The sequence below is a fragment of the Variovorax sp. GW822-FHT04A09 genome, assembly GCF_058801005.1.
On the sequence record NZ_JBXAMV010000002.1, the window covers coordinates 12,743 to 38,457 of the forward strand.

The window sequence follows — 25,715 nt, forward strand, 5'->3', positions numbered from 1 at the left end:
CGCCGGCGATGGGCCGCGCGGACCTCAGGGGTCCGTGCGCGCCTGCCACACCAGCGTGGCCGCGCTCAGGTCTTCGAGCGCACTGCCCACGGCCTTGAACACCGTGCGCTCGGCATCGCCCGTGCGCCCGGGCCGCGCGCCACGGCACAGCTCGGCGAGCGTGCCCTGCACCGCGTCGGCACGCAAGGTGCCGGCGGCGATCGCGTCGAGCAGGTCGCCGGCCTTCTGCAAGGCTTCGGGCGTGTCGATGAAGGTGCGCGTGCCGTCGAAACACTGCACATCGGCCTCGCGCATCGCGGGCGTGAAGCTGCCGATCAGGTCCAGGTGCGCGCCCGGCGCGAGCCATTCGCCGCGCACCAGCGGCGTGGTCGCCAGCGTGGCGCAGCTCACGATGTCGGCACTGCGCACGGCCGCTTCGAGGTCGGTGCCGGCCGCCTGCGCGTTCCATCCTTCACTGCGCCATTGCTCGGCCAGCGCTTCGGCGCCCTCGGGCCGATGGTTCCACACCCACACCTCGTCGATGGGCCGCACGCTCGCGTGCGCGGCGGGCAGCATGCGCGCGATGCGACCGGTGCCCAGCACCAGCAGCTTGCGCGCATCGGTGCGGGCCAGGAACGAAGCACCCAGCGCCGAGGCGGCCGCCGTGCGCCGCGCGGTGATCTCGTTGCCGTCCATCATCGCCAGCGGCACGCCGGTGCGCGCGTCGTACAGCACGTAGGTCGCGTGCAGCCCGGGCAGGCCGCGCGCGCCGTTGCCCGGAAAGATGTTGATCGTCTTGATGCCCAGGAAGCCCGCGTCGCTCCACGCCGGCATGATCAGCACCGTGCCGCGCGTGGCCGCGTCGCCGCCGGTCTCGATGCTGTGCACGTGGCGCGGCGGCACCTGTGCCTCGGCCGCGAAGGCGGCGTGCAACGCGGGCACCAGCTGCTCGAAACCCAGGGGTGCGGCGGTGGCGGCTTCGTCGAAGTGTTTCATGGGCGGGAAGGCAGCGCCGGGGCGCTGTCGAAGAAGGTGGTGAGGGCTTGCTGGTACGTGGCGCCAAAGCGCGGCGCCGCCATCGGCTCGAGGTGGCCGGCGCCCGGCACCTCGATCAGCTGCTTGGGTTTTTTCGCATCGGCCAGCAGGCGCTGCGAGTGGTGGTGCGGAATCACCGCGTCGGCTGTGCCGTGGATCAGCAGCAGCGGAATCGGCGCGATGGCCGCGACGAATTTCGAGGCCGCGTAGTCGTCGCGCACCAGCAGGCCGGCGCCCGGCAGCTTGTCGTTGGCGATCGAGCGGTACGAATAGAAGGTCGACTCGATCGCCACCGCCTTCACGCCGGCCCGGTTGCCCGAGCCCACGGCGGCGATCGCGTTCGTGCCGCCCAGGCTCTGCCCGAAGACGAACAGCCGCGACGCATCGACATCCGCGCGGGCGCGCACATGGTCGAGCGCGGCGTTCGAATCCTCGAACACGCCCCGGGGTTCGGGCTCGCCGTCCGATTCGCCATAGCCGCGGTAGTCGAACACGAAGACGTTGTAGTCCTGCGCGGGCAGCCACGCCACGAAGCGCCAGTGGCTGCTCATGTTCTGCGCGTTGCCGTGGAAATGCACCACCGTGCCCTTCGCCGTCTTCGGGTCCGCCCGGCCCGCGGCGGGAATGAACCAGCCGCTCAGGCGCGTGCCGTCGGCGCTGGTGAAGCGCACGTTCTCGTAGCGCAGGCCCAGCGCGTCGGGCGTTTCGTAGCGCACGCGGTCGGGGTAATAGAACATCGACTGCACGCAGCCGCCGAGCAGGAAGAGGGGCAGGGCGGCGAGCGACATCCACCAGCGGCGAGCAGGTGCGGCGGTGGTGGTCGTCATGCCTGCGATCCGCCGGCCCGCCGGCTTTCGGCGAGCATGTTGCAGAAGAGGGCGCCTTGCTCGATGGCGTCGTCCAGCGCCACGTGCGTGTGCGGCAGCCCGGCATCGAACCAGCGGCGCGGCATCGCGCGCTTGGTGCTGTCGCGGTAGCCGATCTTCAGCAGGGCCATCGCGAAGCTCTTCATGTCGAGCGCCGAATGGCTGAACGGGCTCTCGCCTGCGAAGCGCATCAGGTACCAGTAGACGAACAGGAAGTCGAAGCCCGCCGGGTACGCCACGAACACCGGCCGCGCCTTCAGCCCCTTGAGCCACGCGACGTAGTTCTTCATGGCGTGCGTCGGGTCCTGCAGGTCGGTGCGGCACGCGGCCCAGGCTTCGGGCTGCGTCTGCCACCAGGCAGCCGTCTTGGGGTCGGCCTCGGCGCCGGGCAGCGTGTGCAGGTTGGCACTGAAGGTGGACACCAGTTGCTTGTCGGCCGTAAAGGCGGCCGAGCCGAAGCTGAGCATCGAGTGCGGGCCGGGAATGGGGCCGTCGGTTTCGACGTCGGTGCTGATGTAGATCTCGGTCATGGGCGAAGGATCGTCGCGGGGTCGGTGAGGGGGAAGACATGCATGTCCATCCAGCGCCCCGACGCGTTCTCGATGAGCACGACCTCCGTGCAGTGCGCCTGCACCGGCCCCGATGCAAGCAGCCGCGCCTGCAACTCGATGGCCGCTTCTTCCGCATGCAGCGCGTTGCCATGCGCCACCGACAGATGCGGAACGATGTCGTCGTGCGCGCCGTCGTACGGCGGGAAGTCGGGAAACTCTTTCACCAGCGCGCGCGTCATTTCGATGAACGGCGCAGCGGGCTCCGGTGCGAGGTAAGCGGTCTCGGGAAAGCGTCCGACCTTGCCGAGCACGAACGAGAACGGCGCCGTGCGTTGCAGCACGCGCCGCGCACGGGCGAGCACCTCGTCGGTGATCAACGCGGGGTCCATGAAAGGAACGAGCAGCGTGATGTGCGCGGGCACGCCGAGTGCCACGGTGGGGTCGAAGCGGCGGCGAAGGTCTGCGGCGATGGTTTCAGCCGCGGGAACCTTCACGGCGAATGCGGAGATGGGCATCGGGCGGAGGATAGCCCATCGATGCTCCGATTCGCTCCCGGAAAACGCGGCGATGAAGGCCCCTCCTGCCTCAAAAGAAGTCGGCCTCCCGCAGTGCTTTCGCGGCGACCACCAGCCGTCGGACGGTGATGCCGATCTGTTCGTGTTCCACCCCATTCGACAAGACGGCGCCTGCATGGAAGTCCGGCTCCAGGGTGACCCGGTAGCGCATCTGGAAGCGGATGGCGCTGTTGATGGTCTCGATGACCATGTACAGCGCGTTCTCGTTGAACTGCTTGCCGGTCTTTGCGCCGGAGGCCTTGAGCACCTGCCAATCGTCCTGCTTGTGAGCTCGAAGGTCTCCCAGATCGTGCTGCCAGGCATCCAGCAGCTTGTCGCAGATGGCCAGCCCGATCTGGTCGTCGGGCGCCGATGCGTCGAGCACGATGGGCGTGCCGGTCTCGGCAATGCTCGTGGTCGAGGAGACGATGTACGTGCTGTCCCCGTACAGGTACAAGACCGCGCGCAGTTCCTTGCCGGTGCGCAACCTGGCGTCGTTGATTTCGACGGCGGAATGGTCGGGCGACGCCCTCCTGGCGGGCTCTTCCTTGGGGGCTTTCTTCAAGAAGTCGAACATGGACAGGTTCTCCTCAGTGCTTCGCAAGCGTTGAAATCCGGCCCCAGTCCAGCCCCATCTTGGCCAGGTACTTGCGCAGCCGGTCCGCATCGTTGACCACGGTGCGCTGCGTCCGCGAGGCCTGGAACAGCTGCCGCCCCGCCTCCGACAAGCTGCGCGCCGGCCGGCACACGCGCACCACCGCTTCGAGCTGCAGGCGGTCGAACAGGTCGAGCGCCGCGAACTTCTCTTCGCCGAGCAAGGCTTCCAGGTCGACCTCATCGTCCGCCGCCACTGAGGCGCCCGTGCCCTCGTGCTTCCACAGCCAGCGCAGCCGCGCGATCTCCGCCTCGACCAGCGCGACGGCGATGCGCCCGCCGTCAGCCAGCGTGGCAAGCCGCGTCACGCTCGCCGAGAGGTCGCGGAAGTTGCCGCGCCAGATTGCCTCGCTGCTCTGCGCAAAGCGCAGGTAGGCCGTGCGCGCCTCGGCGTTGAAGCGCACCACGCGGTGGTTCTCGGCCGCGTGCAGGGCCAGCAGGTGGTCGAGGTTGGGCTCGATGTCCTCGGGCCGCTGCGCGAGGCCGGGCAGGTCGTAGGTCCAGAGGTTGATGCGCGCGAACAGGTCTTCGCGAAAGCGCCCCTGCGCCACGTCGCGGCGCAGGTCGCGGTGGGTGCCGGCGATGAGCTGGAAGTCGCTCTCCACTTCCTTGTCGGCGCCCACGGGGAAGAAGCGCTTTTCCTCGATGGCCTTGAGCAGCATCGCCTGTTCGTCCAGGCCCAGCTCGCCGATTTCGTCGAGGAACAGCGCGCCCTGGTGCGCGGTGCGCAGCAGCCCCGCGCGGTCGCTCGCTGCGCCGGTGAACGAGCCCTTCTTGTGCCCGAACAGCGTGGACGCCGCGCCGTCGCCGCGCAGCGTGGCGCAGTTCACCTCGACGAAGGGCCCCGTCACCTGGTGGCGCGCCTGCTTCAGCTCGAACATGCGGCGCGCCAGGAACGACTTGCCCGCGCCCGTCGGCCCCACCAGCAGGATCGGCGCGCGCGAGCGCACGGCCACGCGCTCGATCTCGTCGATGAGCGCGTTGAAGCGCGCATTGCGCGTGGCGATGCCGCTCTTCAAGAAGGCGACCGCGTCGCGCTGGTCGGCGTCGAAGCGGCGCGCGATCGGGTCGTAGCGCGACAGGTCGAGGTCGATCAGCGCGACCTTGCCGGCGTCGCCCTGACGCTGCTTGCGCGGCGGCGAGGTCTGCGCCAGCACGCCCGGCACCACGCGCGATTCCGACAGCAGGAACATGCAGATCTGCGCCACGTGCGTGCCCGTGGTGATGTGCGTCCAGTACTGCTCGCGCTCGGGCTGGAAGGGGTAGGCGCGCGCCCAGTCGTACAGGCGCGTGTAGACCTCGCCGAAGTCCCACGGGTCTTCGAGGTCGAAGGGCACGAGGTTGACGAGTGTCTCGGGCGACACGGCGGCGATGTCGGCCTTCACCAGCTCGGCCAGCGCCGTGTGCTTGCGCGTGTGCAGCAGCTCGATGCGCGCCACCACCATGTCGTCGTGCTGCGCGAGCGAGACCGTGGGGCGCCACTTGTTCCAGCGGCCCGCGCCCTGGCCGGCATCGAGCTGGGTGCCGAGGAAACCGATGACGACGATGGGCTTCATGGATAAAAGACTAGCTGAATTTCTAGAAATTATCCGAATGCTAGCAAGGGATAGGCGCCGTGTCACACCGGATGAAGAAGAAATTTCCCTTTCTGGTCAATGACTTGCATCGCCGTCGCCGCGTTTCCAGGCGCCGTGCACGCAAGTTGGCACGCTCGCTGCAATAGAGAACCTGTCCGGATGCAGTTCATCCGCTCCCAGGTGCCGCATGAAAGCGGCCCGGTGCCGCAGGCCAGACCTGTTCTTGGGTCCGCGGTATGCCGCTGTTGAACTGTGCTGGTCACTGGACTTGATCCAGTCTGCTCATGGTGGAGCACCGTGCTAACCCACGGCGTGGCGGGTTCGATTCCCGCAAACAACCTTCGGCGGTGTTCGCACCGCCGCTTTGATGGGGGCGAAAGCCCCACCGCCCCGGCACACCGGAGCGAGGCGCAGGGCAGGGCCCGGCCGAGCGACACCGTGCCAGTGCAGGCGGCTTGCGCATCGCGCGTTCTGCAAGGAACCGCATGCAGCCATCGACGCAGAAGGAGGCGATGGCGTAGCCACCGCACCGACCCGTCGACCGCTGTACTGCTGACCTCGCAAGCCACGGTGCCCGCCGCCTGCCCTTCGTGGGCCCCGACACGAAACACAGACAAACAACGAACGACAACCGCAACGAAGAAGAAGAGAGAGGAAGAAAAAATGCTGGGATTCACCCAATTCACCGTCAAGAAGAACGAACGCGTGCTGCTGCTGCGCAACGGCGATTTCGAGGGCCTGTATACCGCCGGCAAGTACCGCGTGTTCACGGGCTTCGACACCGTGCAGCTCGAGCGCTTCTCGCTGGCCGAGCCGGCCTTCGACCACGAACTGGCCGACTACTTCCTGGCGCGCGAGCCGCAGCTGGTGCAGCGCGAGTTCGTGCAGGTGTCGCTGGGCGAGACCGAGGTCGGCCTGCGCCATGAAGACGGCGTGCTGGTGCAGGTGCTGCCGCCCGCCACCCGCAAGCTCTACTGGCGCGGCCTGCGCGAGCAGCGCGTCGACGTGATCGACGTGGCCGCCGATGCACGCCTGCCGGCCGAGCTGCTGGCCAAGCTGCAGAGCGTGGCGCTGCGTCCGCGTGCGGTGCAGGGGCTCGAAGGCGTGCTGCTGGTGCAGGTGCCCGAGTTCCACGCCGGCGTGCTGACCCTCGAAGGCCAGATGCAGGCGCTGCTGCCGCCGGGCAACCACGGCTTCTGGCGCTTCAACCGGCAGGTGGCCGTGACCAGCGTGGACCTGCGCTCGCAGATCGCCGAAGTGAGCGGCCAGGAAATCCTGACCCGCGACAAGGTGGGGCTGCGGCTGAACCTGTCGGCGGTGTGGCGTTTCGCCGATGTGCGCCAGGCCCTGGCGCAGATGCCCAAGCCGGCCGAACATGTGTACCGCGAGCTGCAGTTCGGTCTGCGCGCGGCGGTGGGCGAGCAGACGCTCGACGCCCTGCTGGAGAACAAGTCCGCCATCGACCAGACGGTGCTGGCGCAGGTGCGCGAGCGGCTCGAGGGTTCGGGCCTGGTGTTGGAGAGCGTGGGCGTGAAGGACATCATCCTGCCGGGCGAGATGAAGACCATCCTCGCGCAGGTGGTGGAGGCCGAGAAGTCGGCCCAGGCCAACGTGATCCGCCGCCGCGAGGAAACCGCGGCCACGCGCTCGCTGCTGAACACCGCCAAGGTGATGGAGGGCAACCCCGTCGCCTTGCGCATGAAGGAACTCGAGACGCTGGAACGCGTGGCCGAGCGCATCGACAAGATCTCGGTGGTCGGCGGCCTGGACCAGGTGCTCAACGGACTCGTGACGTTGCGGCCGAACGGGTCCTGAGCGGTAGAGAAAAGAGAGAGGCACGGGCACGCAGGCACAGAAGGGAGCGCCACTGCCAAAAATGTTTGAAATTGCCGGCAGCCTGGGTAAGACCAGGTACGGCGGGCAAGTCGGTTGACGAGCAAGGTTGAGGATGCAGGTGCTGGCTCCGATGACGGGTCTGTCACTGGCGCGCGTTTCCAATCGTCGACTGGGCCGCTGGATTCAAACACCACGGTCGCCGTATTGATGCGGGTTCGAATCCCGCCGTGTCCACCAAACGAGTGTGAAGAATAGATAGAGAGAAGAGGAAAGAAAAATGACGAACTACAAACTGCATGAAGTCGCCAACGGCGTCCCCGTGAAGATGTGGACGAACGGCGTGCCCGTGGAAGACGAAGCGCAAAAGCAGCTCGAGAACGCCGCGCGCCTGCCCATCGTGTTCAAGCACATCGCGGCCATGCCCGACGTGCACTACGGCATCGGTGCGACCGTGGGCTCGGTGATCCCGACCTTCAAGGCCATCATCCCCGCCGCTGTCGGCGTGGACATCGGCTGCGGAATGATGGCCTGCAAGACCACGCTCAACGCACGCGACCTGCCCGACAACCTGGGCCCGCTGCGTTCGGCGATCGAGAAGGCCGTGCCGCACGGAAGCAACCCCAAGCGCATGGGCCGCGACAAGGGTTCGTGGGAAACCCCGCCCGACGAAACCGACGCCGCCTGGGCGAAACTGGTGGACGAGTTCGAGCTGATCTGCGAGGACCATCCACGCATCAGGAACACGAACAACCACAAGCACCTGGGAACGCTGGGTACCGGCAACCACTTCATCGAGGTGTGCCTCGACGAAGCGGGCGCCGTGTGGTTCATGCTGCACTCGGGTTCGCGTGGCGTGGGCAACGCCATCGGCACGCACTTCATCGAACTCGCGAAGAAGGACGCGCAGCTGCACCAGCGCAACCTGCCCGACCAGGACCTGGCGTACTTCGAAGAAGGCGCCCAGTACTTCGGCGACTACGTGCGTGCCGTGGGCTGGGCCCAGAAGTTCGCACGGGCGAACCGCGAAGTGATGATGCAGCGCGTGGTCGCGGCCGCGCGCAAGGTCATCGCCAAGCCGTTCGAAGCGCACGTGGAAGCGGTGAACTGCCACCACAACTACGTGAGCCGCGAAACGCACTTCGGGCAAGACGTGCTCGTGACCCGCAAGGGTGCGGTGAGCGCGAAGCTCGGCGAGCTGGGGATCATCCCCGGCAGCATGGGCGCCAAGAGCTACATCGTGCGCGGCAAGGGCAACCCCGAGAGCTTCATGAGCTGCAGCCACGGCGCGGGCCGGAAGATGAGCCGGACGAAGGCCAAGAAGCTCTTCACCGTCGCCGACCAGATCGCTGCGACCGAAGGCGTGGAATGCCGCAAGGACGCCGACGTGATCGACGAGATCCCGATGGCCTACAAGGACATCGACGCGGTGATGGAGGCGCAGAAGGACCTGGTGGAGGTGGTTTACACGCTCAAGCAGGTGGTGTGTGTGAAGGGTTGACCGTGGGCATCGAGTACCGCGTCAAGGTCGCACTGCCGTCGCGCGAAGTCGCGCAAGGCATCTGCAGGAAGGCAGGCATCGGCGGTCACCTGAACGTCGAGGGCGAGCGCGCGGATTTCTATCCGGCGCCGCCTTCGACGCCTTCGGAATGGGCACAGGCCGTGGTCAGCATCGAGGCGGATGGCTTTGTGGTCTGCCTGCTTGCGAATACCGACTTTGCGCGACAGGTGTTGGGCAGCATCGTTCAACTCGCTGCGAGCGAAGGTATCGTGACAGTGGAAGAGCTATAGGAGGGGGATCGGGAGACCGACCTGCCTTCGTAGCGACGTATTGCGGAGGTTCAAAGAAAAATGAAAAGCAACAAACAACGCCGCGCCGAAATCAAGGCGCACCGCCTCGAACGCGCCGCGCGCGCCGGGGCACTGCAGCAGCGCCAGGCCGATGCACGCCTGCTGCGCGCCGAAGGCATGGTCGCGGCCGACACGGCCTTGCTGGCCGCGCACAACAACACCTACGGACCGTTGCCCACCTTCTACGTCGACAAGGCGTTCACCTGCCGCGACTGCGGCGCGCAAGAGGTGTGGACGGCCAAGCAGCAGAAGTGGTGGTACGAGGTGGCGCTCGGCAGCATCCACAGCACGGCGGTGCGCTGTCGCGCATGCCGGCTCGGAACCGCGCGAACAAGAACAACGACAAACGACTGAAAAAAAAGAAAGAAGTGTCCCGATGACGGAAGCACAAGAAGAACAACGAGCACTCGATGCCGTCGAACTCGACGGCTCCCAAGGCGAAGGCGGCGGCCAGATCCTGCGCACCGGCCTCGCACTGTCGATGGTCACGGGCCGGCCGCTGGCCATCGCGAAGATCCGCGCGGGCCGGGCCAAGCCGGGCCTGATGCGCCAGCACCTCGCGTGCGTGCATGCGGCGGCGGAGATCAGCGGCGCGCAGGTCGATGGTGCCGAGCTGGGCTCGCAGTCGCTGCGCTTCGTGCCGGGGCCGGTGCGCGCGGGCGACTACCGTTTTGCGATCGCCGGCGCGGGCAGCTGCATGCTGGTGCTGCAGACCGTGCTGCCGCCGCTGCTGCTGCAACCCGCGGGCCAGGTCAGCCGGCTGCGGCTGAGCGGCGGCACGCACAACCCGATGGCGCCGCCGTTCCACTTCCTGGAGCGTGCGTTCGCGCCGCTGGTGCGTCGCCTCGGCGGCGACCTGCAGCTCGTGCTGCGCCGCTGCGGCTTCTATCCGGCCGGTGGCGGCGAGGTGGACGCGACGATCGTGCCGGCGGCGGATGGCGCGCGGCTGCAGGCCTTCGACCTGCTGTCGCGTGGTGAGCTGCGCGCGGGCCATGCGGAGTGCCTGGCGCCCGGCCTGCCGCGCCATGTGGCGGCGCGCGAACTTGAGACGGTGGGGACGGCGATGGGCTGGTCGGTGGAAGCCGAGCAGCTGCGCACGGTGCCGACGCGCCAGAACGAAGGTCCGGGCAATGCGCTGCTGGTGACGCTGGCCTACGCCCACCTCACCGAGGTGTTCACGGCCTTCGGCGAGAAGACGCTGAGCGCGGAGCAGGTGGCGCACGGCCTCGTGAAGGAGGTGCGCGCGTTCCAGAAGCACGAGGACGCGGCCGTGGGGCCGCACCTGGCCGATCAGCTGGCGCTGCTGCTGGCGCTGGCGGTGTTCCGGCAACCGGGGCAGTCGGGCGCGTTCACCTGCAGCGAAGTGACGCCGCACACGCGCACGAACTGCGCGGTGATCGAGCGCTTCCTGCCGGTGCGCTTCACGATCACCGAGGCCGCAGGCCCGCGCGCGGCGCGGGTGCAGGTGGCGTCGTGATTACAGGCCGGCCTGGCGCGTGAAGCTCACGGCCGGCTTTTTGTAGGCGGCGGGCACTTCGTCGCGGTAGAAGGCGCGGCGGTCCAGGCTTTGCAGCGGGTTGTGGGCAGCGGCCACAGCCTGGTCGCGCACGGCCTGGCGGTCGAGCGTGGAGGTCACGGCGACGGTGCCTTCGGCGGCGGCGTCGGAGTATTCGTTGCCGTTGCGCGCGGCGGCGACGGCTTCGGTGCGCACGTCGGCGCGGCTGGCGGCCGAGGTGATGGCGTGCACGCCTTCATACGTTTCGGCGTGGGCCGCGCCCACGGTGCCCAGCAGGGCGAAGGCGGCGGAAATGGCGAGGAGTTGCTTGCTGTTCATGGTGAGATTTCCCTTGAGTCTGTGGGCGGCGGACAGTCGTCGTTGCCACAAGCTGCAGTGTGAAACCGCATCACGGAAGGCGCTGTGCGTTTGCGCACCGAATCCGGCAGGTGGTGCTCAGGCCGCTTTCCCGGCGCGTGAATACATCACGGCCAGCGGCTCGGAGCGCCCGCGCACGTTCAGCGTGTCGACCTCGCCCAGCGTTGCTTCGGCGCCGGCCTGCTGCGCCGCGAACTGCGAGACCACGAGCCGCGCCGAGGCCGTCTTGGAATGGTCCTGCAGGCGGCTCGCGGTGTTGACCACTTCGCCGATGGCGGTGAAGGTGGTGGTCTCGAGGTAGCCGACTTCGCCGACGGCCGCGCGCCCGGCGTGCAGGCCCATGCCGAAGTCCAGCTGCTGGCCGAACTGGGCCTGGAAGTCGACGTTCCATGCGTCCATGCGCTCGCCGATGAGTTGGGTGGCATGCAGCGCCTGCCGGCAGGCGGTGGGCAGGTCGCTCTCGAGGCCGAAGATGGCCATCACGCTGTCGCCGATGAACTGGTTAGGCACGCCGCCGCTCTCGCGCACGGCGGCGCCCACGATGGCGAAGTAGCGGTCGAGCACGTAGGCGAGGTCGAAGGGCCACTGCCGCTCCGAGAGGCCCGACCAGCGCCGCAGGTCGACGAACAAGATCGCCACGTCGCGCTCGTGCCCGAAGCGGCCGACCGGCGCGGGCCGGCCTTCGCGCGGCAGCGGCGCGAACAGCGGCGTCACCTCGATGCTGCCGCGCGGGCGCAGCTGGCACGCCAGACGTACGTCGTGCGGGGCGCGCACGCGCTCGAGCGTGCGCTGCTCGTCACGGCCCGGCGTGCCGATGTGTTCGGGCGCACCGCCCACGCGCACGCGGCAGGTGGAGCAGCGCGCGCGCCCGCCGCAGATCGACACGTGCGCGATGCCGTGCGAGCGGCTGGCTTCGAGCACGCTCCAGCCGGGCGGCACGTGCACGGTGCGGCCGGGGTAGCGCAGCGCCACGGTGGCGCCGCGCGCGCGCCGGGCCAGGCTGCTGCGCGCCGCGTAGGCCGCGAGCAGGGCCAGCAAGGCCAGCGCGTAGTAGAGCTTGAGGTTCGTCTCGGCGGCGTTGAGGGCGCGGCCCTGTTCGGGCGTCGGCAGCACGACGGGCGGCACGCCGGTCCACTGGAACTCGCGCCCCATCGAGACGAAGCCCATCGCGGCGGTCACCGGCAGCAGCACGGCCACGGCGAGCAGCGGCGCGAACAGGCGCCGGTAGAGCGGGCGCACGCGCAGGGCGAAGTGCAGGCCGAGGCAGCCGTGGGCCCAGGCGGCCAGCATCATGCCCAGCTGCGCGCCCGCGCCGGCCAGGTCCCACAGGCCCCAGACCACGCGCACGTACGAACCCTCGATGCCGTAGGCCAGCCAGGCGCCGCGCATGGCGGTGAGGTGGGTGGCCAGCAACAGCGGCAGCGCAAAGCCCAGCAGCACGCGCAGGGCTTCGAGCGGCGGCATGCGCAGGGTGCGGCGTTCCCACAGCGCGGCCACGGCCAGCACGAGGTGGGTGACGGCGGCGCCGTACAGCAGCAGCGTGCCGGGCAGGCTGTGCCAGAACTTCTGCACGCCGCGCAGCACGGTTTCGGCCGCGGTGAAGGAGACGATGCCCAGCGAATGGTTCAGCAGGTGCGCCGTGATGTAGGCCATCAGCACCAGCCCGCTCGCCCAGCGGAGGTTGCGCCGTGTCGGCGTTCTCAGCAAAAAAGGGGAAGGAGGGGAACGTCTGTCCATGAACGGGTTCGAAGCGGCACCCGAGCATAATGCGCGCGCCTCGATGACCACCGGCATGGCCCTACCCGAACCCACCCCCCGCTCCAGCCTCGCGCTGCGCCGCATCGCGCTGCTCGAAGGCCTCTCCGACGACCGCTTCGACCATCTGGCGCGCCAGTGCCTGTGGCACAGCGTGGCGGCCGGCAAGCCGCTGATGCTGCGCGCCGACCTGCAGGGCGAGGTGTTCCTGCTGGTGTCGGGCCGCGTGCGGGTGACGACCTACGCGGCCAACGGCCGGCAGGTGACGTTCCGCGATTCGGAGGCCGGCGCGCATTTCGGCGACATCGCCGCTTTGGACGGCGGGCCGCGTTCGGCCGACGTGGTCACGCTCGAACCCTGCGTGGTCGCCAGCCTGGACCGCGCGGCCTTCCTGGCGCTGCTGCGCGAGGAGCCGCTGGTGGCCGAGCGCGTGATGCAGCGGCTGGCCGCGCTGGTGCGGCAGCTGTCGGAGCGGGTGATCGACCTGAGCACGCTCGGCGTGCAGAACCGCCTGCATGCCGAGCTGCTGCGCCTGGCGCGCGAGGCCGGCATCGACGGCAACGAGGCCCGGCTGGAGCCCGCGCCCAAGCACGCGGCGCTGGCCAGCCAGATCAGCACCAACCGCGAGCAGGTGACCCGCGAACTCAACACGCTGGTGCGCGGCGGCGTGCTGCGCAAGGACGGCAAGGCGCTGGTGGTGGCCGATGCCGAGCGCCTGGCGCTGATGGTGTCGCAGGTGCGCGGGGACTGACCCGGTCCGCTCAGTTCCAGCGGCCGTTCGGGCCGGCCACGCTGTAGCGGCCCGCGCCCATCAGCGCCACGCTCAGCGCGCCGAACAGGTACAGGCCCTGCAGTTCCAGCGCCCAGCCGCCCTGCTTGGTCAGTGCGAACAGGTCGGCCATGTGCACGAGGCCGAAGGCGAAGAGCATGTTGATCACCACCACGGCGGCGGCGGCGCGCGTCCACAGGCCCGCGATCATCAAGAGCGGCGCGACGATCTCGCCCACGAACACGAGGTAGGCCAGCCCGCCCGGCAGGCCGGCCTTGGCCAGCATGCCGCTGATGAAGCCGACGCCGGCCGAGAGCTTGAAGATGCCGTGCAGCAGCATCAGCACGCCGACCGACACGCGCAGCACCAGCTTGCCGGCGTCGTCGCGGGCGGCGGGCGTGGCAAGGAACGACGAGGAGGAAGACGCCGAAGCGGCGGAGGCGATCGGGGCAGCCTGGGTGTTCATGGCGAATCCTTGAGTGGAAGAAAAAAGGAAGAAGGCCGCCGCGGACTGCGGCGGTTGCCATGCCAGTGTGAGAGCCCCGCCGCCGCCGGTCGGTGCGTTTACGCACACTTTTCGGCGATTGGGTCGTTGCCGCCGGGCGTCAGTCGCCCTTGTAGCCCGAGGCCTTGATCACCGGCAGCCAGCGTGCGGCCAGCGCGTCGGTGTAGCGCACCACCTCTTCGCTCGAGGCGCCGGGCAGCAGGTCGTAGCCCACGCGGCCCAGCTTTTCGCGCACGTCGGGCAGGGCCAGCACCTTGCGCACGGCCCGGTTCCACTGCGCCAGCGTGGCAGGCGCGGTGTTGGCGTGGGCATACAGCACGTAGCGCGACGAGGCCACGAGCGTCGGGTAGCCCGACTCGGCGAAGGTCGGCACGTCGGGCAGGCCGTCGGCGCGCTTGTCGCCGGCCACGGCCAGCACGCGCAGCTTGCCCGCGCGGTGGTATTCGGTGAGGGTGGTGGTGGCGTCCATGCCCGAGGCCACCTGGCCGCCGATCAGCTCGGTGACCATGGCCGCGCCGCCGCGGTAGGGCACCAGGGTGGCACCGCTGCGCGACAGGGCCACGAAGTCCATGGCCAGGAAGTGCAGCAGCGAGCCCACGGTGGTGATGCCGATCGAGCCCTGGTCGGGATTCGCCTTGGCGGCCTGGACGAACTGGGCCAGCGTCTTCACCGGCGAGGCGGCGCTCACGGCCAGGCCGAACTGGATGCCGCTCACGTCGGTCACGGGCTTGAAGTCGGTGGCCGGGTTGAAGCGCATGTTGGCGTAGATGGCGGGGCCGATGAACATCGGGTCGACCGGCGCCAGCAGCATGGTGGTGCCGTCGGCGGGGCTGTTCTTCAGCACCTCGGCCGCCAGCCGCGTGCCGGCGCCGGGGCGGTTGTCGACCATGACCGAGCGGCCGAGCTCGTCCTTGAGCTTTTCGGACAGCAGCCGGCCCATGAAGTCGGCCGGGCCGCCGGCCGGGAACGGCACGATCAGGCGGTTGACCGCCGGCTGCGCGTTCGCGCCGTACGGCAGCAGGCCGCCCAGGCCCGTGGCCGCTGCCGCGCGGATGAGGCTGCGCCGCGAGAGCGCAGCGCCGGTGGGGAAGGTGAAGGGGGTCATCGAAAGTCTCCGGGTGGTTGGAATCGTTGGAAGAACAGGAAAAGAAAGATCACTGCGCGACCAGCGGCGTGAAGCGGGCCGCGTCTTCGATCGCCTGGCCGGCCTCCAGCAGCAGGTCTTCGCGGAAGCGCCAGGCCAGCAGCTGCACGCCCATGGGCGCGCCGCCGGCCATGCCGGTGGGCACCGCGAGGCCGGGCAAGCCCAGCGCGGCGGTCGCGAGCAGCGGGCTCTGGGCGTCGATGAGGGCGCGGGCGCGCTCCAGGCTGGCGACGTCTTCGTCCTGCGGGCAGGGGCGCTGCCACGACACGGGCATCAGCACCAGCGGATGGGTCTGCATGAACACCGACCAGCTGCGCAGCAGCGCCTGGCGCCGCGCGAGGGCGTCGAGAAAACCGTCGCGGTCGGTCTCGGCCATGCCTTCGAGCAGGTAGCGCTGGCTGCGCCGCATGAGGTCGTCGCCGTGCTGCTCGACGCCCGCGATGATGTTGCGGCGGGTGTCGTCCACGATCAGCGTGCGCCACAGGGCGGCGGCTTCGCCGAAGCAGGGCAGCTCGGCTTCGTCGACCGCGTAGCCCGCCTGCTGCAGCCAGCGCGCGGCGTCGTCCAGCGCCTGCGTGACGGCCGGGTCCACCGGAATGCCCGGCGCGCGCTTGAACAACGCCACGCGCAGCGGGCCGGCAGGACGCGGCAGCTCGTGCGGCACCGGCACCCAGTTCGGGTCGCGCGCGTCGGGGCGCGCCATGGCCTCGTAGCCCAGTCGCAGGTCGGCGATGCTGCGCGCCAGCGGCCCCTGCACCGACATGAGCTGCGGCGTGATGCCGCGCTCGCTCGTGGCGCTCGGGTTGAAGGCCGGCACGCGGCCGGCCGTGGGGCGCAGGCCGGCCACGCCGCAGGCGTACGCGGGGTAGCGGATCGAGCCGCCGATGTCGTTGCCGTGCGCCAGCGCGCCCATGCCGCTGGCCACCGCCGAGGCCGCGCCGCCGCTGGAACCGCCGGGGGTGATGGCCGCGTCCCACGGGTTCAGCGTGCGGCCGTGCACGCCGTTGTCGGTGAACCAGCGCGACGAGTAGGTCGCGGTGTTGCTGCGCCCCACGATGACGGCGCCCGCGCTGCGCCAGTGCGCCACCACCGGCGCGTCTTCGCGGGCGATGTGGTCCTTCAGCGGGATCACGCCGTTGGTCGTGGCGTGGCCGGCCTGGTCGACGTTGACCTTGATGCTCACCGGCACGCCGTGCAGCGGGCCCAGCGCTTCGCCGCGCAGGGTGCGGGCGTCGGCCGCGTCGGCGCTGGCCAGGGCTTCGTCGGCCAGCACTTCGGCCAGGGCATTGAGGCGCGGGTTGAGTTCGGCGATGCGCGCGAGCACGCTGGTCGTCACTTCGCGGCAGGACACCTCGCGGCGGCGCACGGCGTCGGCGAGGTCGGTGGCGCTGCGCTGCCAGAGGGCGGGGGATGCAGTCATGGTCTGTGTCAGGGAAAGTTCGGGCAAAGGAAACCCCGCACCCCGGCGCGACCGGGGTGAAGGCAAGAGAGCAGGGGAAGAGTGCGGCGGCGGATCAGCCCGCGCCGCGCAGGCGTCAGCCGGTCGGTTTCTTCATGAGCAGGCTGCCGCGGTCGACACGGGATTCGGCCTCCAGGGCCAGGGCTTCGGCGTGTTCCATGTGCACGCGCATGACCTCGCGCGCACGCGCGGGGTCGCGGGCACGCAGCGCGTCGAGCAGTTCGGTGTGGCTGTCGACGATCTCCTCGTCGAACTGGTCGAACTCCGTGAGCGCGTTGCGCACGATGATCACGCGGCGGATCACGTCGTTGAGCAGGCGGCACACCAGCGCCAGGAAGGGGCTGCTGCAGGCCTCGGCCAGGCGGTCATGGAACAGCAGGTCGGCCTCGCGGCGCTCGTTCCAGTCGGCGCTGCCGCCGTGCGCCGGGTGGCTGTGGCCGATCAGCGCCTCGAGCGCGGTCAGGTCTTCTTCGGTGAGGCGCGTGGCCACGTTGGCGGCCAGCTCGGGCTCGACCACGCGCCGCAGCGCGTACAGCATCGTGATGTCGACCGGCTGGAAGTACAGGAAGTTCGACACCGCCTGCAGGCACTGTTCGTACGAGGCCTGCGTGAGCGTGGCGCCGCCGTTGGGGCCGGTGCTGATCGCGACCAGCCCCTGCACCTGCAGCGCGGCCAGCGCCTCGCGCACCGTGCCGCGCGACACGCCGAGCTGCTCGATCAGCTCTTTCTCCTGCGGCAGCTTGTTGCCGACCTGTTGCTGGGTCTGCACGACCCAGCGCTTGATGTTGTCGACCACCTGGTCGGAACGCTTCACGCGCTTGTCGCGCGTGAGCGAAGGCTTGGGTTGGGAAGGGGGCATCTGCGTTTCGGGTATTTATGATCATAAATGTCATAAATCTCGAAAATGCTGTCAAGCGGGTTGTCCCGCGAGGCGTGGCTGGGGCGGGCCGTCGGCAGGAATCCGGGCTTCCTGCTACGCTCCCCGACGGCCCGCCTGCCCCTGGCGGGCTTTTTTCTGCGCTGCTGGTTTCCCCATGGTTTTTCCCCTCATCACCGACCCGTCGTTCTACGCGGTCGCCGTCCCCGCCGTGCTGCTGCTCGGCATCAGCAAGAGCGGCTTCGGCGCCGGATTCGGGTCGCTGGCCGTGCCGATGATGGCGCTGGCCGTCACCGTGCCGCAGGCGGCGGCGATCCTGATGCCGCTGCTGCTGCTCATGGACCTGCTCGGCCTGGCCGCGTTCCGGCGCGACTTCGACCGCTCGCTGCTCAAGTTCCTGATTCCGTTCGGGCTGGTCGGCACGGTGATCGGCACGCTGCTGTTTCGCGTGCTCTCGGCCCACACGGTGGCGGGCATCGTGGGCGTGTTCACGCTGGTGTTTCTGGCGCAGCGCCTGCTGTTTCCGCCCAAGCCCAACGACCCGCTGCCGTCGCGTGCGGTGGGCGCGGTGCTGACGGCCGTGTCGGGCTTCACCAGCTTCATCGCGCATGCGGGCGGGCCGCCGATCAATGCCTACGTGATCCCGCTGAAGCTCAAGCCGGTGGTGTTCACGGCGACGATGGCCTACTTCTTCTTCGTGGTGAATCTCAGCAAGTGGATTCCCTACGCGTGGCTCGGCCTGCTCGACTTTCGCACGCTGGCCACCTCGCTCGTGCTGATGCCGATCGCACCGCTGGGCGTGTGGATCGGCATCCGCATTGCACGCCGCATCGATGCGACTTGGTTCTATCGCTTCGTCTATCTGGGCATGCTGTTGACAGGCCTGAAGCTCGTCTACGACGGCTTTTTGGCCTGAGAAAACATCAGAGCTCGACGATCGATTTGAAGCCGCCGAAGATCATGCGTTTGCCGTCGAACGGCAGGTTCTTCATGTCCATCATGGCCTCCAGGCGCGGGTCGGCCATGACCTTCTTGTTGATCGTGTCGCGGTGCTTGCGCGACTTGTAGGTGATCCACGAGAAGGCCACGGTCTCGTCGGCCTTGAGCTTCACGCTTTGGGGGAACGACGTGAGCTTGCCGGGCTTCACGTCGTCGGCGATGCACTCCACGTACTCGAGCGCGCCGTACTCCATCCAGACCTTGCCGGCCTTGCGCGCCAGCTTGCGGTAGGCCTCGACGTTCTTGGTGGGAATGGCGACGATGAATCCGTCTACATAACGAGCCATGTCTGTTCTCCTGAATAGGGGATAGAAACGTTGAAAAAGAAAAAGCGGGGGCTGCATGGCGCCGTCGCGTTCACGACGACGCCGTGTTGCCCGCCGCGCCCGGGGCCGACGCTGCTTCGTTGTTGTTGTGGGTGTGTCCCGGCGCGGCCGGGCGAAGCAGCAGGACCCCGATCAGACCCGCCGCCGCCGCGAACACGGCGCCGACCAGGAATGCCAGGTTGTAGCCACCGGTGAGCGCCAGCGGCATCTGCGCGCCTGCGGTGGCCATGGCGGTCGTGCGTGCCGCCGCGGCGCTGGCCAGCACGGCCAGGCCCAGGGCGCCGCCCATCATGAAGGCGGTGTTGACCACGCCCGAGGCCAGGCCCGAGTCGGCCGGGTCGACCTCGCTCATGGCCGCCAGCAGCACCGGGTTGAAGGCCATGCCCGCGCCCAGGCCCAGCAGCACCATGCCGGGCAGCACGTCGAGCACGAAGCTGCCGTTGACCGGTGCGCGCGCGAACAGCGCCAGCCCGAGGGCCGCGAGCCACAGCCCCGCCGCCAGCGGCTTGCGGATGCCGAAGCGCATCACGATCTTGGCCGAGAGGCCGAGCGAGAACACCGCCATGATCACGTTGGCCGGCAGGAAGGCCAGCCCGATCTGCATCGGCGTGTACTGCAGCACCAGCTGCATGTACAGCGCCGAGATGAAGAACCACGCGAACATGGCCGCGGCCCACAGCACGCCCACCACGTTGGCCACCGACACGCTACGCAGCTTGAAGAGGCCCAGCGGCATCAGCGGATGCTGCACGCGCGCCTCGATGGCGATGAAGACGGCCAGCAGCACCACGGCCGCGCCGAGCAGGCCCATCGTCTGCGTGGAGCCCCAGCCCGCCTCGTTGCCGTTGACCACGCCGTACACCGCGAGCATCAGCGACGAGGTGACGGTGATGGCGCCGGCCACGTCGAGCTTCTCGCCGTGCGCATGGCCGCGCGCGTTGGGCAGCAGCGCCACGCACAGCGCGTACACCGCCACGCCGATCGGCAGGTTGACCAGGAAGATCCAGTGCCAGCTCAGCGTGCTCGTGAGCAGGCCGCCCAGCAGCACGCCGATGCTGCCGCCGCCCGCGCACACGAAGCCGTACACGCCCATCGCCTTGGCGCGGTCGGCCGGCTCGGTGAACAGGTTCATGATCAGCGAGAGCGCCACGGCCGACACCACCGCGCCGCCCAGGCCCTGCACCGCGCGCGCCGCCACCAGCAGGCCCTGCGAGGTCGAGACCCCGCAGGCCAGCGAGGCCAGCGTGAACAGCACCAGGCCCGCGAGGAACACGCGGCGGTGGCCGTACAGGTCGCCCAGCCGACCGCCCAGCAGCAGGAAGCCGCCGAAGGTCAGCATGTAGGCGTTCACCACCCAGACCAATGACGTCTCGGAAAAGCCGAGGTCGGTGCGGATCGAAGGCAACGCCACGTTCACGATCGTGGTGTCCAGCACGATCATCAGCACGCCCAGGCACAGCACCATCAGGGCGAGCCAGCGCTTTCGGTTGTCGAGGGTTTCGGTCATGGAAGGTGCTTCCTGCGAAGAAGGGAAAAAGTAGAGAGAGGCGGCTCCGCGCTCAGACCAGCGCCTTGCCGCCGTTGATGAGCCACGGCGTGCCGAAGCGGTCGGTCACCATGCCGAAGCCTTCGACCCAGAAGGTCTTCTCGAACGGCATGCCGATCGAGCCGCCGTCGGCGAAGGCGTCGAAGATGCGCCGCGCCTCGGCCACGGTGTCGAGCGTGAGCGCCACGCCGAAGCCCTTCATGCCTTCGAAGGGCTGGCCCGGCATGGTGTCGGAGGCCATGAGGATGCCGTCGCCGTAGGTGAGCGACGCATGCATGATCCGCTTCTTGGCCTCGGCCGGCATCTGCTCGGTGTCGGGCGCTTCGCCGACGGTCATCATCATCTGCATGGTGCCGCGCAGCGTCTTTTCGTAGAAGCGCATGGCCTCGGCGGCGTTGCCGTCGAACGTGAGGTAAGCGTTGATGGGGGACATGAGAGTTCCTTGAATGATTGAGGTGAGTCGATGAGGGGAGGAGGCGTTTACTTTTCGGTTGCGCTCTTCAGATTGGCCAGGCCCGCCTCGAAGTCCTTGCCGATCATCTGGTCCATGTCGAAGAAGATGCCCATGAGCTTGGCCATGTAGGGACTCGGGCCGTACATGGCCCAGGTGACCTGCGTGGCGCCGCCCTGCGGCTGCAGCGTGAACTCGGCCGTGTTGTGGCCTTCGAAGGGCTTCACGAAATCGAGCTTGATCGCAACCTTCGACGCCGGCTGCGACTCGGTGATTTCCATCGTGCCCGCGCCCGCCTTGCTGTTGCCTTCCCAGGCGTAGGTCGCGCCCTTGCCGCTGGCGGCGCCGCCGTAGGTGCGCTTCATGGCCGGGTCGAGCTTCTCGTAGGGCGACCACGCGCTCCAGCGGTGGAAGTCGTCGATCAGCGGAAAGATTTTTTCGGCCGGCGCCTCGATGCGCGTGGTGCGCTCGACGCGAAAGCTGTCGGGCCGCGTGGCGCCGTAGATGAGCAGCGCGGCAATCAGCGCGAGGACGGCGAGGACGATGGTCTTGAGCATGATGAAGAAAAGCGAGTGGGAAGAGTGAAGAACGAGCCCTCGCGCATCACGCGGCGGCCGGGTCCGCCACCAGCAGCCAGCCCACGCCGAAGCGGTCGCTGAGCATGCCGAAGCTGGTGGTGAAGAAGGTCGGGATCAGCGGTTGCATCACCTGGCCGCCATCGGCCAGTGCGTCGAACCACTTGCGGGCGTCGGCGTCGCTGTCGGCCGACAGCGACAGCATGATTCCCTTGAACTCGGCCTGGCCGGAGCAGCGTCCGTCGGACAGCATGAGCTCGGTCTGGCCGATGCGCAAGACCGAATGCATCACTTTGTCAGGGCCGGGCATGCCGCCGGCGCAGCCGGCTTCGGGGTCGCCCTCGGGGCCGCCGGTGGCCGGCGCTTCGCTGTAGCGCATCAGCTGCACGACTTCGGCGCCGAGCGCCTTCTTGTAGAAGGCAATCGCTTCGTCGCAACGACCTTCGAAGGACAGGTAAGACTGGACTTTCATGGCGTTTCCTTTTGGTTGGTTCACGGGCACAACGGGTCTGCGCGAAAACAATGGAATTACTTTGTGTACACCGTCCACAAAGAATAGCAGAGATAATGGACAGTGTCCACATGGAGTCGCGATGAAGCTCAACAACGTTCCCGAAAGCCTGCCGCCCGCGCGCAGCACCTACCGCCACGGCGATCTGCGCCGTGCGTTGCTGGATGCGGGCATCGAACTGGCGCGGGACGGGGGCCCCAGTGCCGTGGTGCTGCGCGAGGCCACGCGCCGCGTGGGCGTGGTGCCGAACGCGGCGTATCGCCACTTCGCCAGCCGGCACGACCTGCTGCTGGCGGTGCGCGCCGCGGCGCTGTCGGAGGCGGCCAAGGCGATGGAGAGCGAGCTCGCCGTGCTGCCCTGCGACCAGCCGCCCGCCGACTTCGCGCGCGCCCAGGTGCGCGCCATCGGCACCGCCTATCTGCGCTTTGCGCAGGCGCAGCCGGGGCTGTTCCGCACGGCCTTCGTGGTGTCGGAAGACGCGCAGGGCGACGTCGGTCCCGACGGCGCGGGCGCCAGCGGCATGAACCCGTTCGAGTTGCTGGGCGCGGCCGTCGACCGGCTCGTGGACGCGGGCCTGCTCGACCCGGCGCGGCGCCCGGGTGCCGAATACCTCGCGTGGTCGGCGGTGCACGGGCTGGCGTTGCTCATCATCGACGGCCCGCTGCGCGGGGTCGACGCGGCGGCGACGCACGCGCTGGGGCAGCGCCTGATCGACATGGTGGAACGCGGCCTGTAGTCGCCGCGCTCAGTGCTCAGAGATAGATCTTCTGCAGCAGCTTGATGAGCGTCTCGCGCTCGCGCGTGCTCAGGCGGCTGCTGGCTTCGGTTTCCAGTTGCACCACGGCCTGCTCGGCCTCGCGGATCAGCGTCTCGCCGGCCGGCGTGAGGTGCAGGCCGACGGCGCGCCCGTCGTGCGGATGCGGGCGGCGTTCGATGAGGCCGCGGCCGTCGAGCGTGGCCACCAGGCTCACGAGGTTGGGCGGCAGGATGTCCAGCGTGTTGCACAGCTGCCGCGAGGTGGCGCCCGGGTTGTGCGCCAGCAGCGAGAGCACCGAGAAGTCGATCTGCTTGAGGCCGTAGGGCGCCATGCGGTCGGCGAACACGGTGCTCACGATCAGCCAGGCGCGCCGGGCGTTGTAGCCGACCAGCCCTTCGAGCACGCGGGCGTCGAGCCGGTCCGTGCGGGGCGACGGCAGGGCGGCGGATTCGGTTTTGGCGGACGGTGTTTTCGCGGGAGGAGGCATGCGGCGAGCGTAACCGCGCGTTGCTTTCTCGAACAACTAGCGTGACGCCTCTTGTGCGGAATGCGCCAGTGCGACACCCTCACAAGCCCGCTTGACGATGCCCAGTCGCATCTCGAACTCGGGCAGCACCCAGCGCCGGAAGGCCGCCGCGGCGCGAAGGCGATCCGCATCGTCGGGCGCGGCCACCTCGATGCGGGCCCAGGCCCACGCCATCAGCGTGAGCGCGGTCACGCGCAGGAAGTCGTCGGCCACCTCGTAGGGCAGCACGGGGTTGGCGTGCGCCGCCATCGCCACCGTGGTGCCCAGGTAGCGCAACTGCGCCAGCCGGCGCTGCACGTCGGCATCGGCCTCGCGCGAGGCGTCGAGCGTGTCGCGCAACTCGAGCAGCACGGCCGACAGCGCCGCGCCGCCGTCGGGCAGCACCTTGCGCACCAGCAGGTCGATGGCCTGGATCTCGTTGGTGCCCTCGTAGATCATGGTCACGCGCGCGTCGCGCACCACCTGCTCGACGCCCCATTCGCGCACGTAGCCGTGGCCGCCGAACACCTGCAGACAGTCGCTCGCGCCGTGGAAGGCCTGGTGCGTGCAGGCGGCCTTGAGTACCGGCGTGACCAGCGAGCACCAGCGCTGCGCGCGCTCGCGGGCCTTGGGGTCGCTGTCGTGCGTGGCGATGTCGAGCATCAGCGCGCTGCGGTAGGCCAGTGCGCGCGAGCCGTCGATCCAGGCGCGCTGGGTGTCGAGGATGCGGCGCACGGCGGGGTGCTCGGCGATCAGGTCGGCCGCCTCCGTGCCGCGGCTGGCGGGCACGGCGCCGGGCGCGCGCATCTGGCGGCGCTCGGCGGCGTAGGCGTCGGCCTTCTGCCAGGCGGCGTCGAGCAGGCCGATGCCCTGCAGCGCCACGTGCAGGCGCGCCGCATTCATCATCACGAACATTGCAGCCAGTCCGCGACCGGGTTCGCCGACCAGCCAGCCGGTGGCGTCGTCGAAGCGCATCGTGCAGGTCGGGCTGCCGTGCAGGCCCATCTTTTCTTCGATGCGCTCGCAGTGCACCGCGTTGCGCGCACCGTCGGGCAGCCGCTTGGGCACCAGCGCCAGCGACAGGCCCTTGGGCCCCGCCGGTGCATCGGGCAGGCGGCACAGCACGAGGTGCACGATGTTCGGCGTGAGGTCGTGCTCGCCGCCCGAAATGAAGATCTTGCTGCCGTTCACGCGCACGCTGCCGTCGGCCTGCGCCGTGGCGCGCGTGCGCACCTGGCCGAGGTCGCTGCCGGCATGCGCTTCGGTGAGGCACATGGTCGCGAGCCATTCGCCGGTCGCGATCTTCTGCAGATAGCGGCCTTTCAACTCGTCGCTGCCGTGGTGCTTGAGGCAGGCGTACGCGCCGTGCAGCAGCCCCGGCGCCATGGTGAAGCCGTGGTTCGCGGCGCTGAGCCATTCGTAGAGGATGGCTTCGAGCACCGCCGGCAGGCCCTGGCCGCCGTCTTCGGTGGCGGCGGAGAGCGCCGGCCAGCCGCCGTCCACGAAGGCCTGGTAGGCCGCGCGAAAGCCCGGTGGCGTGACGACCTCGCCGCCGTCGAAGCGGCAGCCCACCTCGTCGCCTTCGCGGTTCAGCGGCGCGATCACCTCGCCGACGAAGCGTGCGGCTTCTTCGAGCACCTGCGACTGCAGCGGCTCGTCGACCTCCGCGAAGGGCGCGAGTGCGCGCAGGCGCGTGGGCGCATCGAGCACCGCGTTCAACAGGAAGCGGACGTCTTCGGGGCGAGGCTGGTAATGCATCGGGTTCAGGACTCGGCGGTGAAGCCGATCTTCTTGACCAGCGGGCCCCAGCGTTCGTACTCGGACTGCAGCGACTTCTTCATCTCCTCGGGCGAGGAGCCGTGCGCGATCAGGCCCACCGACAGCAGGCCGTCGGCCACGGCCTTGTCCTTCAGTGCGGCCTGGATCGCAGTGCTCGCGACGGCGATGGTCGCGGCCGGCGTCTTCGCCGGTGCGAAGAAACCGAACCACTCGTCGGCCACGATCTCGGGGAAGCCCTGCTCGGTGAAGGTCGGCACGTCGGGCAGGTAGGCGGGGCGCTGCGCGCCCGAGGTGGCGAGCACGCGCAGCTTGCCGGCCTTGGCGAACGGCAGGCAGTCGCCGGCGGGCGTCAGGCACGAGGCGATCTGGCCGCCCACCACGTCGTTGATGCCGGGCAGCGAGCCGCGATACGGCACGTGGCGCAGGTCGGTGCCGGTGCTCAGGCCCAGCAGCGCGCCCAGGAAGTGCGGCGTGGAGCCCGCGCCCGGCGAGCCGTAGCTGGCCTGGCCGGGGTTGGTCTTGGCCCAGGCGATGTAGTCCTTCAGCGTCTTCACGCTGGCCGGCACCATCGGGCCGACGGCCAGGCCGTGCGTCATCACGGCGCCGATGGAGATGGGCGCGAAGTCGGGGATGGCGTAGCTGAGCTTGGTGTAGATGTGCGGGTAGATCGACAGCGCCGAGGCCTGCGCGAGGCACAGCACCGCGCCGTCGGCCGGCGAGGTCTTGAGCGTGTCGAGCGCGATGCGCCCGCCCGCGCCGGGCTTGTTCTCGACCACCGGGTTGGTGGCAGTGAAGGGCGTGTTGCCCAGCTTGTCGGCCACGCGGCGGGCCACGCTGTCGCCCGCGCTGCCGGCCGGGAAGCCGTAGTAGATCTTCACCTGCTGCTGCACCGCCTGGGCGAGTGCGGCAAGGGGGTGCAATGCGGCGAGCGCGGCGGTGCCGCCGAGCGCCGCCGTGAATTGGCGTCGGGTGGTCATGGTCTTG

General features: G+C 69.1%; 28 protein-coding genes. 8 read left to right on the forward strand and 20 right to left on the reverse strand.

What is annotated here, in order from left to right; translation table 11 throughout:
- Positions 1-24: 24 nt before the first annotated feature.
- From lhpI to rtcR, 6 genes are all read right to left on the reverse strand, one after another.
- Complete coding sequence (gene lhpI, locus AC1RLW_RS11080; RefSeq protein ID WP_493193085.1) at positions 25-975, reverse strand: bifunctional Delta(1)-pyrroline-2-carboxylate/Delta(1)-piperideine-2-carboxylate reductase; 951 nt, start codon at positions 973-975, stop codon at positions 25-27.
- Positions 972-1,841, reverse strand: coding sequence for an alpha/beta hydrolase (locus AC1RLW_RS11085; RefSeq protein WP_493193086.1), 870 nt, complete (start codon positions 1,839-1,841; stop codon positions 972-974). Before AC1RLW_RS11085 ends, lhpI begins: the two co-directional genes overlap by 4 nt.
- On the reverse strand, positions 1,838-2,410 hold the full coding sequence (locus tag AC1RLW_RS11090; RefSeq protein ID WP_493193087.1) for a 3'-5' exonuclease family protein: 573 nt from the start codon (positions 2,408-2,410) through the stop codon (positions 1,838-1,840). Before AC1RLW_RS11090 ends, AC1RLW_RS11085 begins: the two co-directional genes overlap by 4 nt.
- Entirely contained in the window at positions 2,407-2,946 is a 540-nt protein-coding gene (locus AC1RLW_RS11095) for a 2'-5' RNA ligase family protein (RefSeq protein ID WP_493193088.1), read from the reverse strand. Before AC1RLW_RS11095 ends, AC1RLW_RS11090 begins: the two co-directional genes overlap by 4 nt.
- 70 nt (positions 2,947-3,016) lie before the next feature.
- Positions 3,017-3,562 (reverse strand): hypothetical protein, encoded by a 546-nt coding sequence (locus AC1RLW_RS11100; RefSeq protein ID WP_493193089.1) that lies wholly within the window; start codon positions 3,560-3,562, stop codon positions 3,017-3,019.
- A gap of 13 nt (positions 3,563-3,575) precedes the next feature.
- Positions 3,576-5,195, reverse strand: coding sequence for an RNA repair transcriptional activator RtcR (gene rtcR / locus AC1RLW_RS11105; RefSeq protein ID WP_493193090.1), 1,620 nt, complete (start codon positions 5,193-5,195; stop codon positions 3,576-3,578).
- Positions 5,196-5,879: 684 nt separating this feature from the next.
- Here rtcR and AC1RLW_RS11110 point away from each other — a divergent pair.
- The 5 genes from AC1RLW_RS11110 to rtcA all read left to right on the forward strand — a co-directional run bounded on the left by AC1RLW_RS11110 (position 5,880) and on the right by rtcA (position 10,377).
- The gene (locus AC1RLW_RS11110) at positions 5,880-7,031 is read left to right on the forward strand and encodes a slipin family protein (RefSeq protein ID WP_493193091.1); all 1,152 of its coding nucleotides are present in this window, start codon (positions 5,880-5,882) and stop codon (positions 7,029-7,031) included.
- A gap of 298 nt (positions 7,032-7,329) precedes the next feature.
- Entirely contained in the window at positions 7,330-8,550 is a 1,221-nt protein-coding gene (locus tag AC1RLW_RS11115) for an RtcB family protein (protein ID WP_493193092.1), read from the forward strand.
- A gap of 2 nt (positions 8,551-8,552) precedes the next feature.
- Positions 8,553-8,840 (forward strand): hypothetical protein, encoded by a 288-nt coding sequence (locus tag AC1RLW_RS11120; protein WP_493193093.1) that lies wholly within the window; start codon positions 8,553-8,555, stop codon positions 8,838-8,840.
- Positions 8,841-8,900: 60 nt separating this feature from the next.
- The gene (locus AC1RLW_RS11125; RefSeq protein ID WP_493193094.1) at positions 8,901-9,254 is read left to right on the forward strand and encodes a zinc-ribbon domain-containing protein; all 354 of its coding nucleotides are present in this window, start codon (positions 8,901-8,903) and stop codon (positions 9,252-9,254) included.
- Positions 9,255-9,276: 22 nt separating this feature from the next.
- Entirely contained in the window at positions 9,277-10,377 is a 1,101-nt protein-coding gene (gene rtcA / locus AC1RLW_RS11130; RefSeq protein ID WP_493193095.1) for an RNA 3'-terminal phosphate cyclase, read from the forward strand.
- Here the strand turns inward: rtcA and AC1RLW_RS11135 are convergent, their stop codons facing one another.
- Together AC1RLW_RS11135 and AC1RLW_RS11140 are read right to left on the reverse strand one after the other, a co-directional pair.
- Positions 10,378-10,734: an alpha/beta hydrolase gene (locus tag AC1RLW_RS11135; RefSeq protein ID WP_493193096.1), complete on the reverse strand. Its 357-nt coding sequence runs from the start codon at positions 10,732-10,734 to the stop codon at positions 10,378-10,380.
- Positions 10,735-10,851: 117 nt separating this feature from the next.
- Positions 10,852-12,510: an adenylate/guanylate cyclase domain-containing protein gene (locus AC1RLW_RS11140; RefSeq protein ID WP_493193097.1), complete on the reverse strand. Its 1,659-nt coding sequence runs from the start codon at positions 12,508-12,510 to the stop codon at positions 10,852-10,854.
- Positions 12,511-12,553: 43 nt separating this feature from the next.
- Between AC1RLW_RS11140 and AC1RLW_RS11145 the strand changes: the two genes are divergently transcribed.
- On the forward strand, positions 12,554-13,279 hold the full coding sequence (locus AC1RLW_RS11145) for a Crp/Fnr family transcriptional regulator (RefSeq protein ID WP_139700373.1): 726 nt from the start codon (positions 12,554-12,556) through the stop codon (positions 13,277-13,279).
- Between the two features lie 10 nt (positions 13,280-13,289).
- Here the strand turns inward: AC1RLW_RS11145 and AC1RLW_RS11150 are convergent, their stop codons facing one another.
- The 4 genes from AC1RLW_RS11150 to AC1RLW_RS11165 form a co-directional block, all read right to left on the reverse strand.
- Positions 13,290-13,763 carry a DoxX family protein gene (locus AC1RLW_RS11150; protein WP_062479555.1) on the reverse strand — a complete coding sequence of 158 codons (474 nt, stop codon included), beginning with the start codon at positions 13,761-13,763 and terminating at the stop codon, positions 13,290-13,292.
- A gap of 139 nt (positions 13,764-13,902) precedes the next feature.
- Complete coding sequence (locus AC1RLW_RS11155; protein WP_493193098.1) at positions 13,903-14,907, reverse strand: tripartite tricarboxylate transporter substrate-binding protein; 1,005 nt, start codon at positions 14,905-14,907, stop codon at positions 13,903-13,905.
- 49 nt (positions 14,908-14,956) lie between these two features.
- Entirely contained in the window at positions 14,957-16,366 is a 1,410-nt protein-coding gene (locus AC1RLW_RS11160) for an amidase family protein (protein ID WP_493193099.1), read from the reverse strand.
- Positions 16,367-16,481: 115 nt separating this feature from the next.
- The gene (locus AC1RLW_RS11165) at positions 16,482-17,264 is read right to left on the reverse strand and encodes a FadR/GntR family transcriptional regulator (protein WP_493193100.1); all 783 of its coding nucleotides are present in this window, start codon (positions 17,262-17,264) and stop codon (positions 16,482-16,484) included.
- 175 nt (positions 17,265-17,439) lie between these two features.
- On the opposite strand from AC1RLW_RS11165, the gene AC1RLW_RS11170 reads away from it, so the two are divergent.
- Positions 17,440-18,198, forward strand: a complete 759-nt coding sequence (locus tag AC1RLW_RS11170; protein WP_070061947.1) for a sulfite exporter TauE/SafE family protein — start codon at positions 17,440-17,442, stop codon at positions 18,196-18,198.
- Positions 18,199-18,205: 7 nt separating this feature from the next.
- Here the strand turns inward: AC1RLW_RS11170 and AC1RLW_RS11175 are convergent, their stop codons facing one another.
- From AC1RLW_RS11175 to AC1RLW_RS11195, 5 genes are all read right to left on the reverse strand, one after another.
- Positions 18,206-18,568: a DUF1428 domain-containing protein gene (locus AC1RLW_RS11175; RefSeq protein ID WP_062479540.1), complete on the reverse strand. Its 363-nt coding sequence runs from the start codon at positions 18,566-18,568 to the stop codon at positions 18,206-18,208.
- Positions 18,569-18,638: 70 nt separating this feature from the next.
- Entirely contained in the window at positions 18,639-20,114 is a 1,476-nt protein-coding gene (locus tag AC1RLW_RS11180) for a DHA2 family efflux MFS transporter permease subunit (protein ID WP_493193101.1), read from the reverse strand.
- Positions 20,115-20,166: 52 nt separating this feature from the next.
- Positions 20,167-20,586 carry a VOC family protein gene (locus tag AC1RLW_RS11185; protein ID WP_062479535.1) on the reverse strand — a complete coding sequence of 140 codons (420 nt, stop codon included), beginning with the start codon at positions 20,584-20,586 and terminating at the stop codon, positions 20,167-20,169.
- A gap of 47 nt (positions 20,587-20,633) precedes the next feature.
- A complete protein-coding gene (locus tag AC1RLW_RS11190) occupies positions 20,634-21,161 on the reverse strand; it encodes an SRPBCC family protein (protein WP_070061949.1) in 528 nt (175 codons plus the stop codon).
- 46 nt (positions 21,162-21,207) lie between these two features.
- The gene (locus AC1RLW_RS11195) at positions 21,208-21,651 is read right to left on the reverse strand and encodes a VOC family protein (RefSeq protein ID WP_095951004.1); all 444 of its coding nucleotides are present in this window, start codon (positions 21,649-21,651) and stop codon (positions 21,208-21,210) included.
- Positions 21,652-21,772: 121 nt separating this feature from the next.
- Here AC1RLW_RS11195 and AC1RLW_RS11200 point away from each other — a divergent pair, with 121 nt between their 5' ends.
- A complete protein-coding gene (locus AC1RLW_RS11200) occupies positions 21,773-22,426 on the forward strand; it encodes a TetR/AcrR family transcriptional regulator (RefSeq protein ID WP_139699947.1) in 654 nt (217 codons plus the stop codon).
- Positions 22,427-22,442: 16 nt separating this feature from the next.
- Here AC1RLW_RS11200 and AC1RLW_RS11205 read toward each other — a convergent pair whose 3' ends face one another.
- Genes AC1RLW_RS11205 through AC1RLW_RS11215 form a run of 3 tightly spaced genes read right to left on the reverse strand, consistent with a single transcriptional unit; the run spans position 22,443 to position 25,708 of the window.
- The gene (locus AC1RLW_RS11205; protein WP_070061951.1) at positions 22,443-22,934 is read right to left on the reverse strand and encodes a MarR family winged helix-turn-helix transcriptional regulator; all 492 of its coding nucleotides are present in this window, start codon (positions 22,932-22,934) and stop codon (positions 22,443-22,445) included.
- A gap of 36 nt (positions 22,935-22,970) precedes the next feature.
- On the reverse strand, positions 22,971-24,710 hold the full coding sequence (locus AC1RLW_RS11210; protein ID WP_493193102.1) for an acyl-CoA dehydrogenase family protein: 1,740 nt from the start codon (positions 24,708-24,710) through the stop codon (positions 22,971-22,973).
- A gap of 5 nt (positions 24,711-24,715) precedes the next feature.
- The gene (locus tag AC1RLW_RS11215) at positions 24,716-25,708 is read right to left on the reverse strand and encodes a Bug family tripartite tricarboxylate transporter substrate binding protein (protein ID WP_493193103.1); all 993 of its coding nucleotides are present in this window, start codon (positions 25,706-25,708) and stop codon (positions 24,716-24,718) included.
- Between the last annotated feature and the right edge of the window lie 7 nt (positions 25,709-25,715).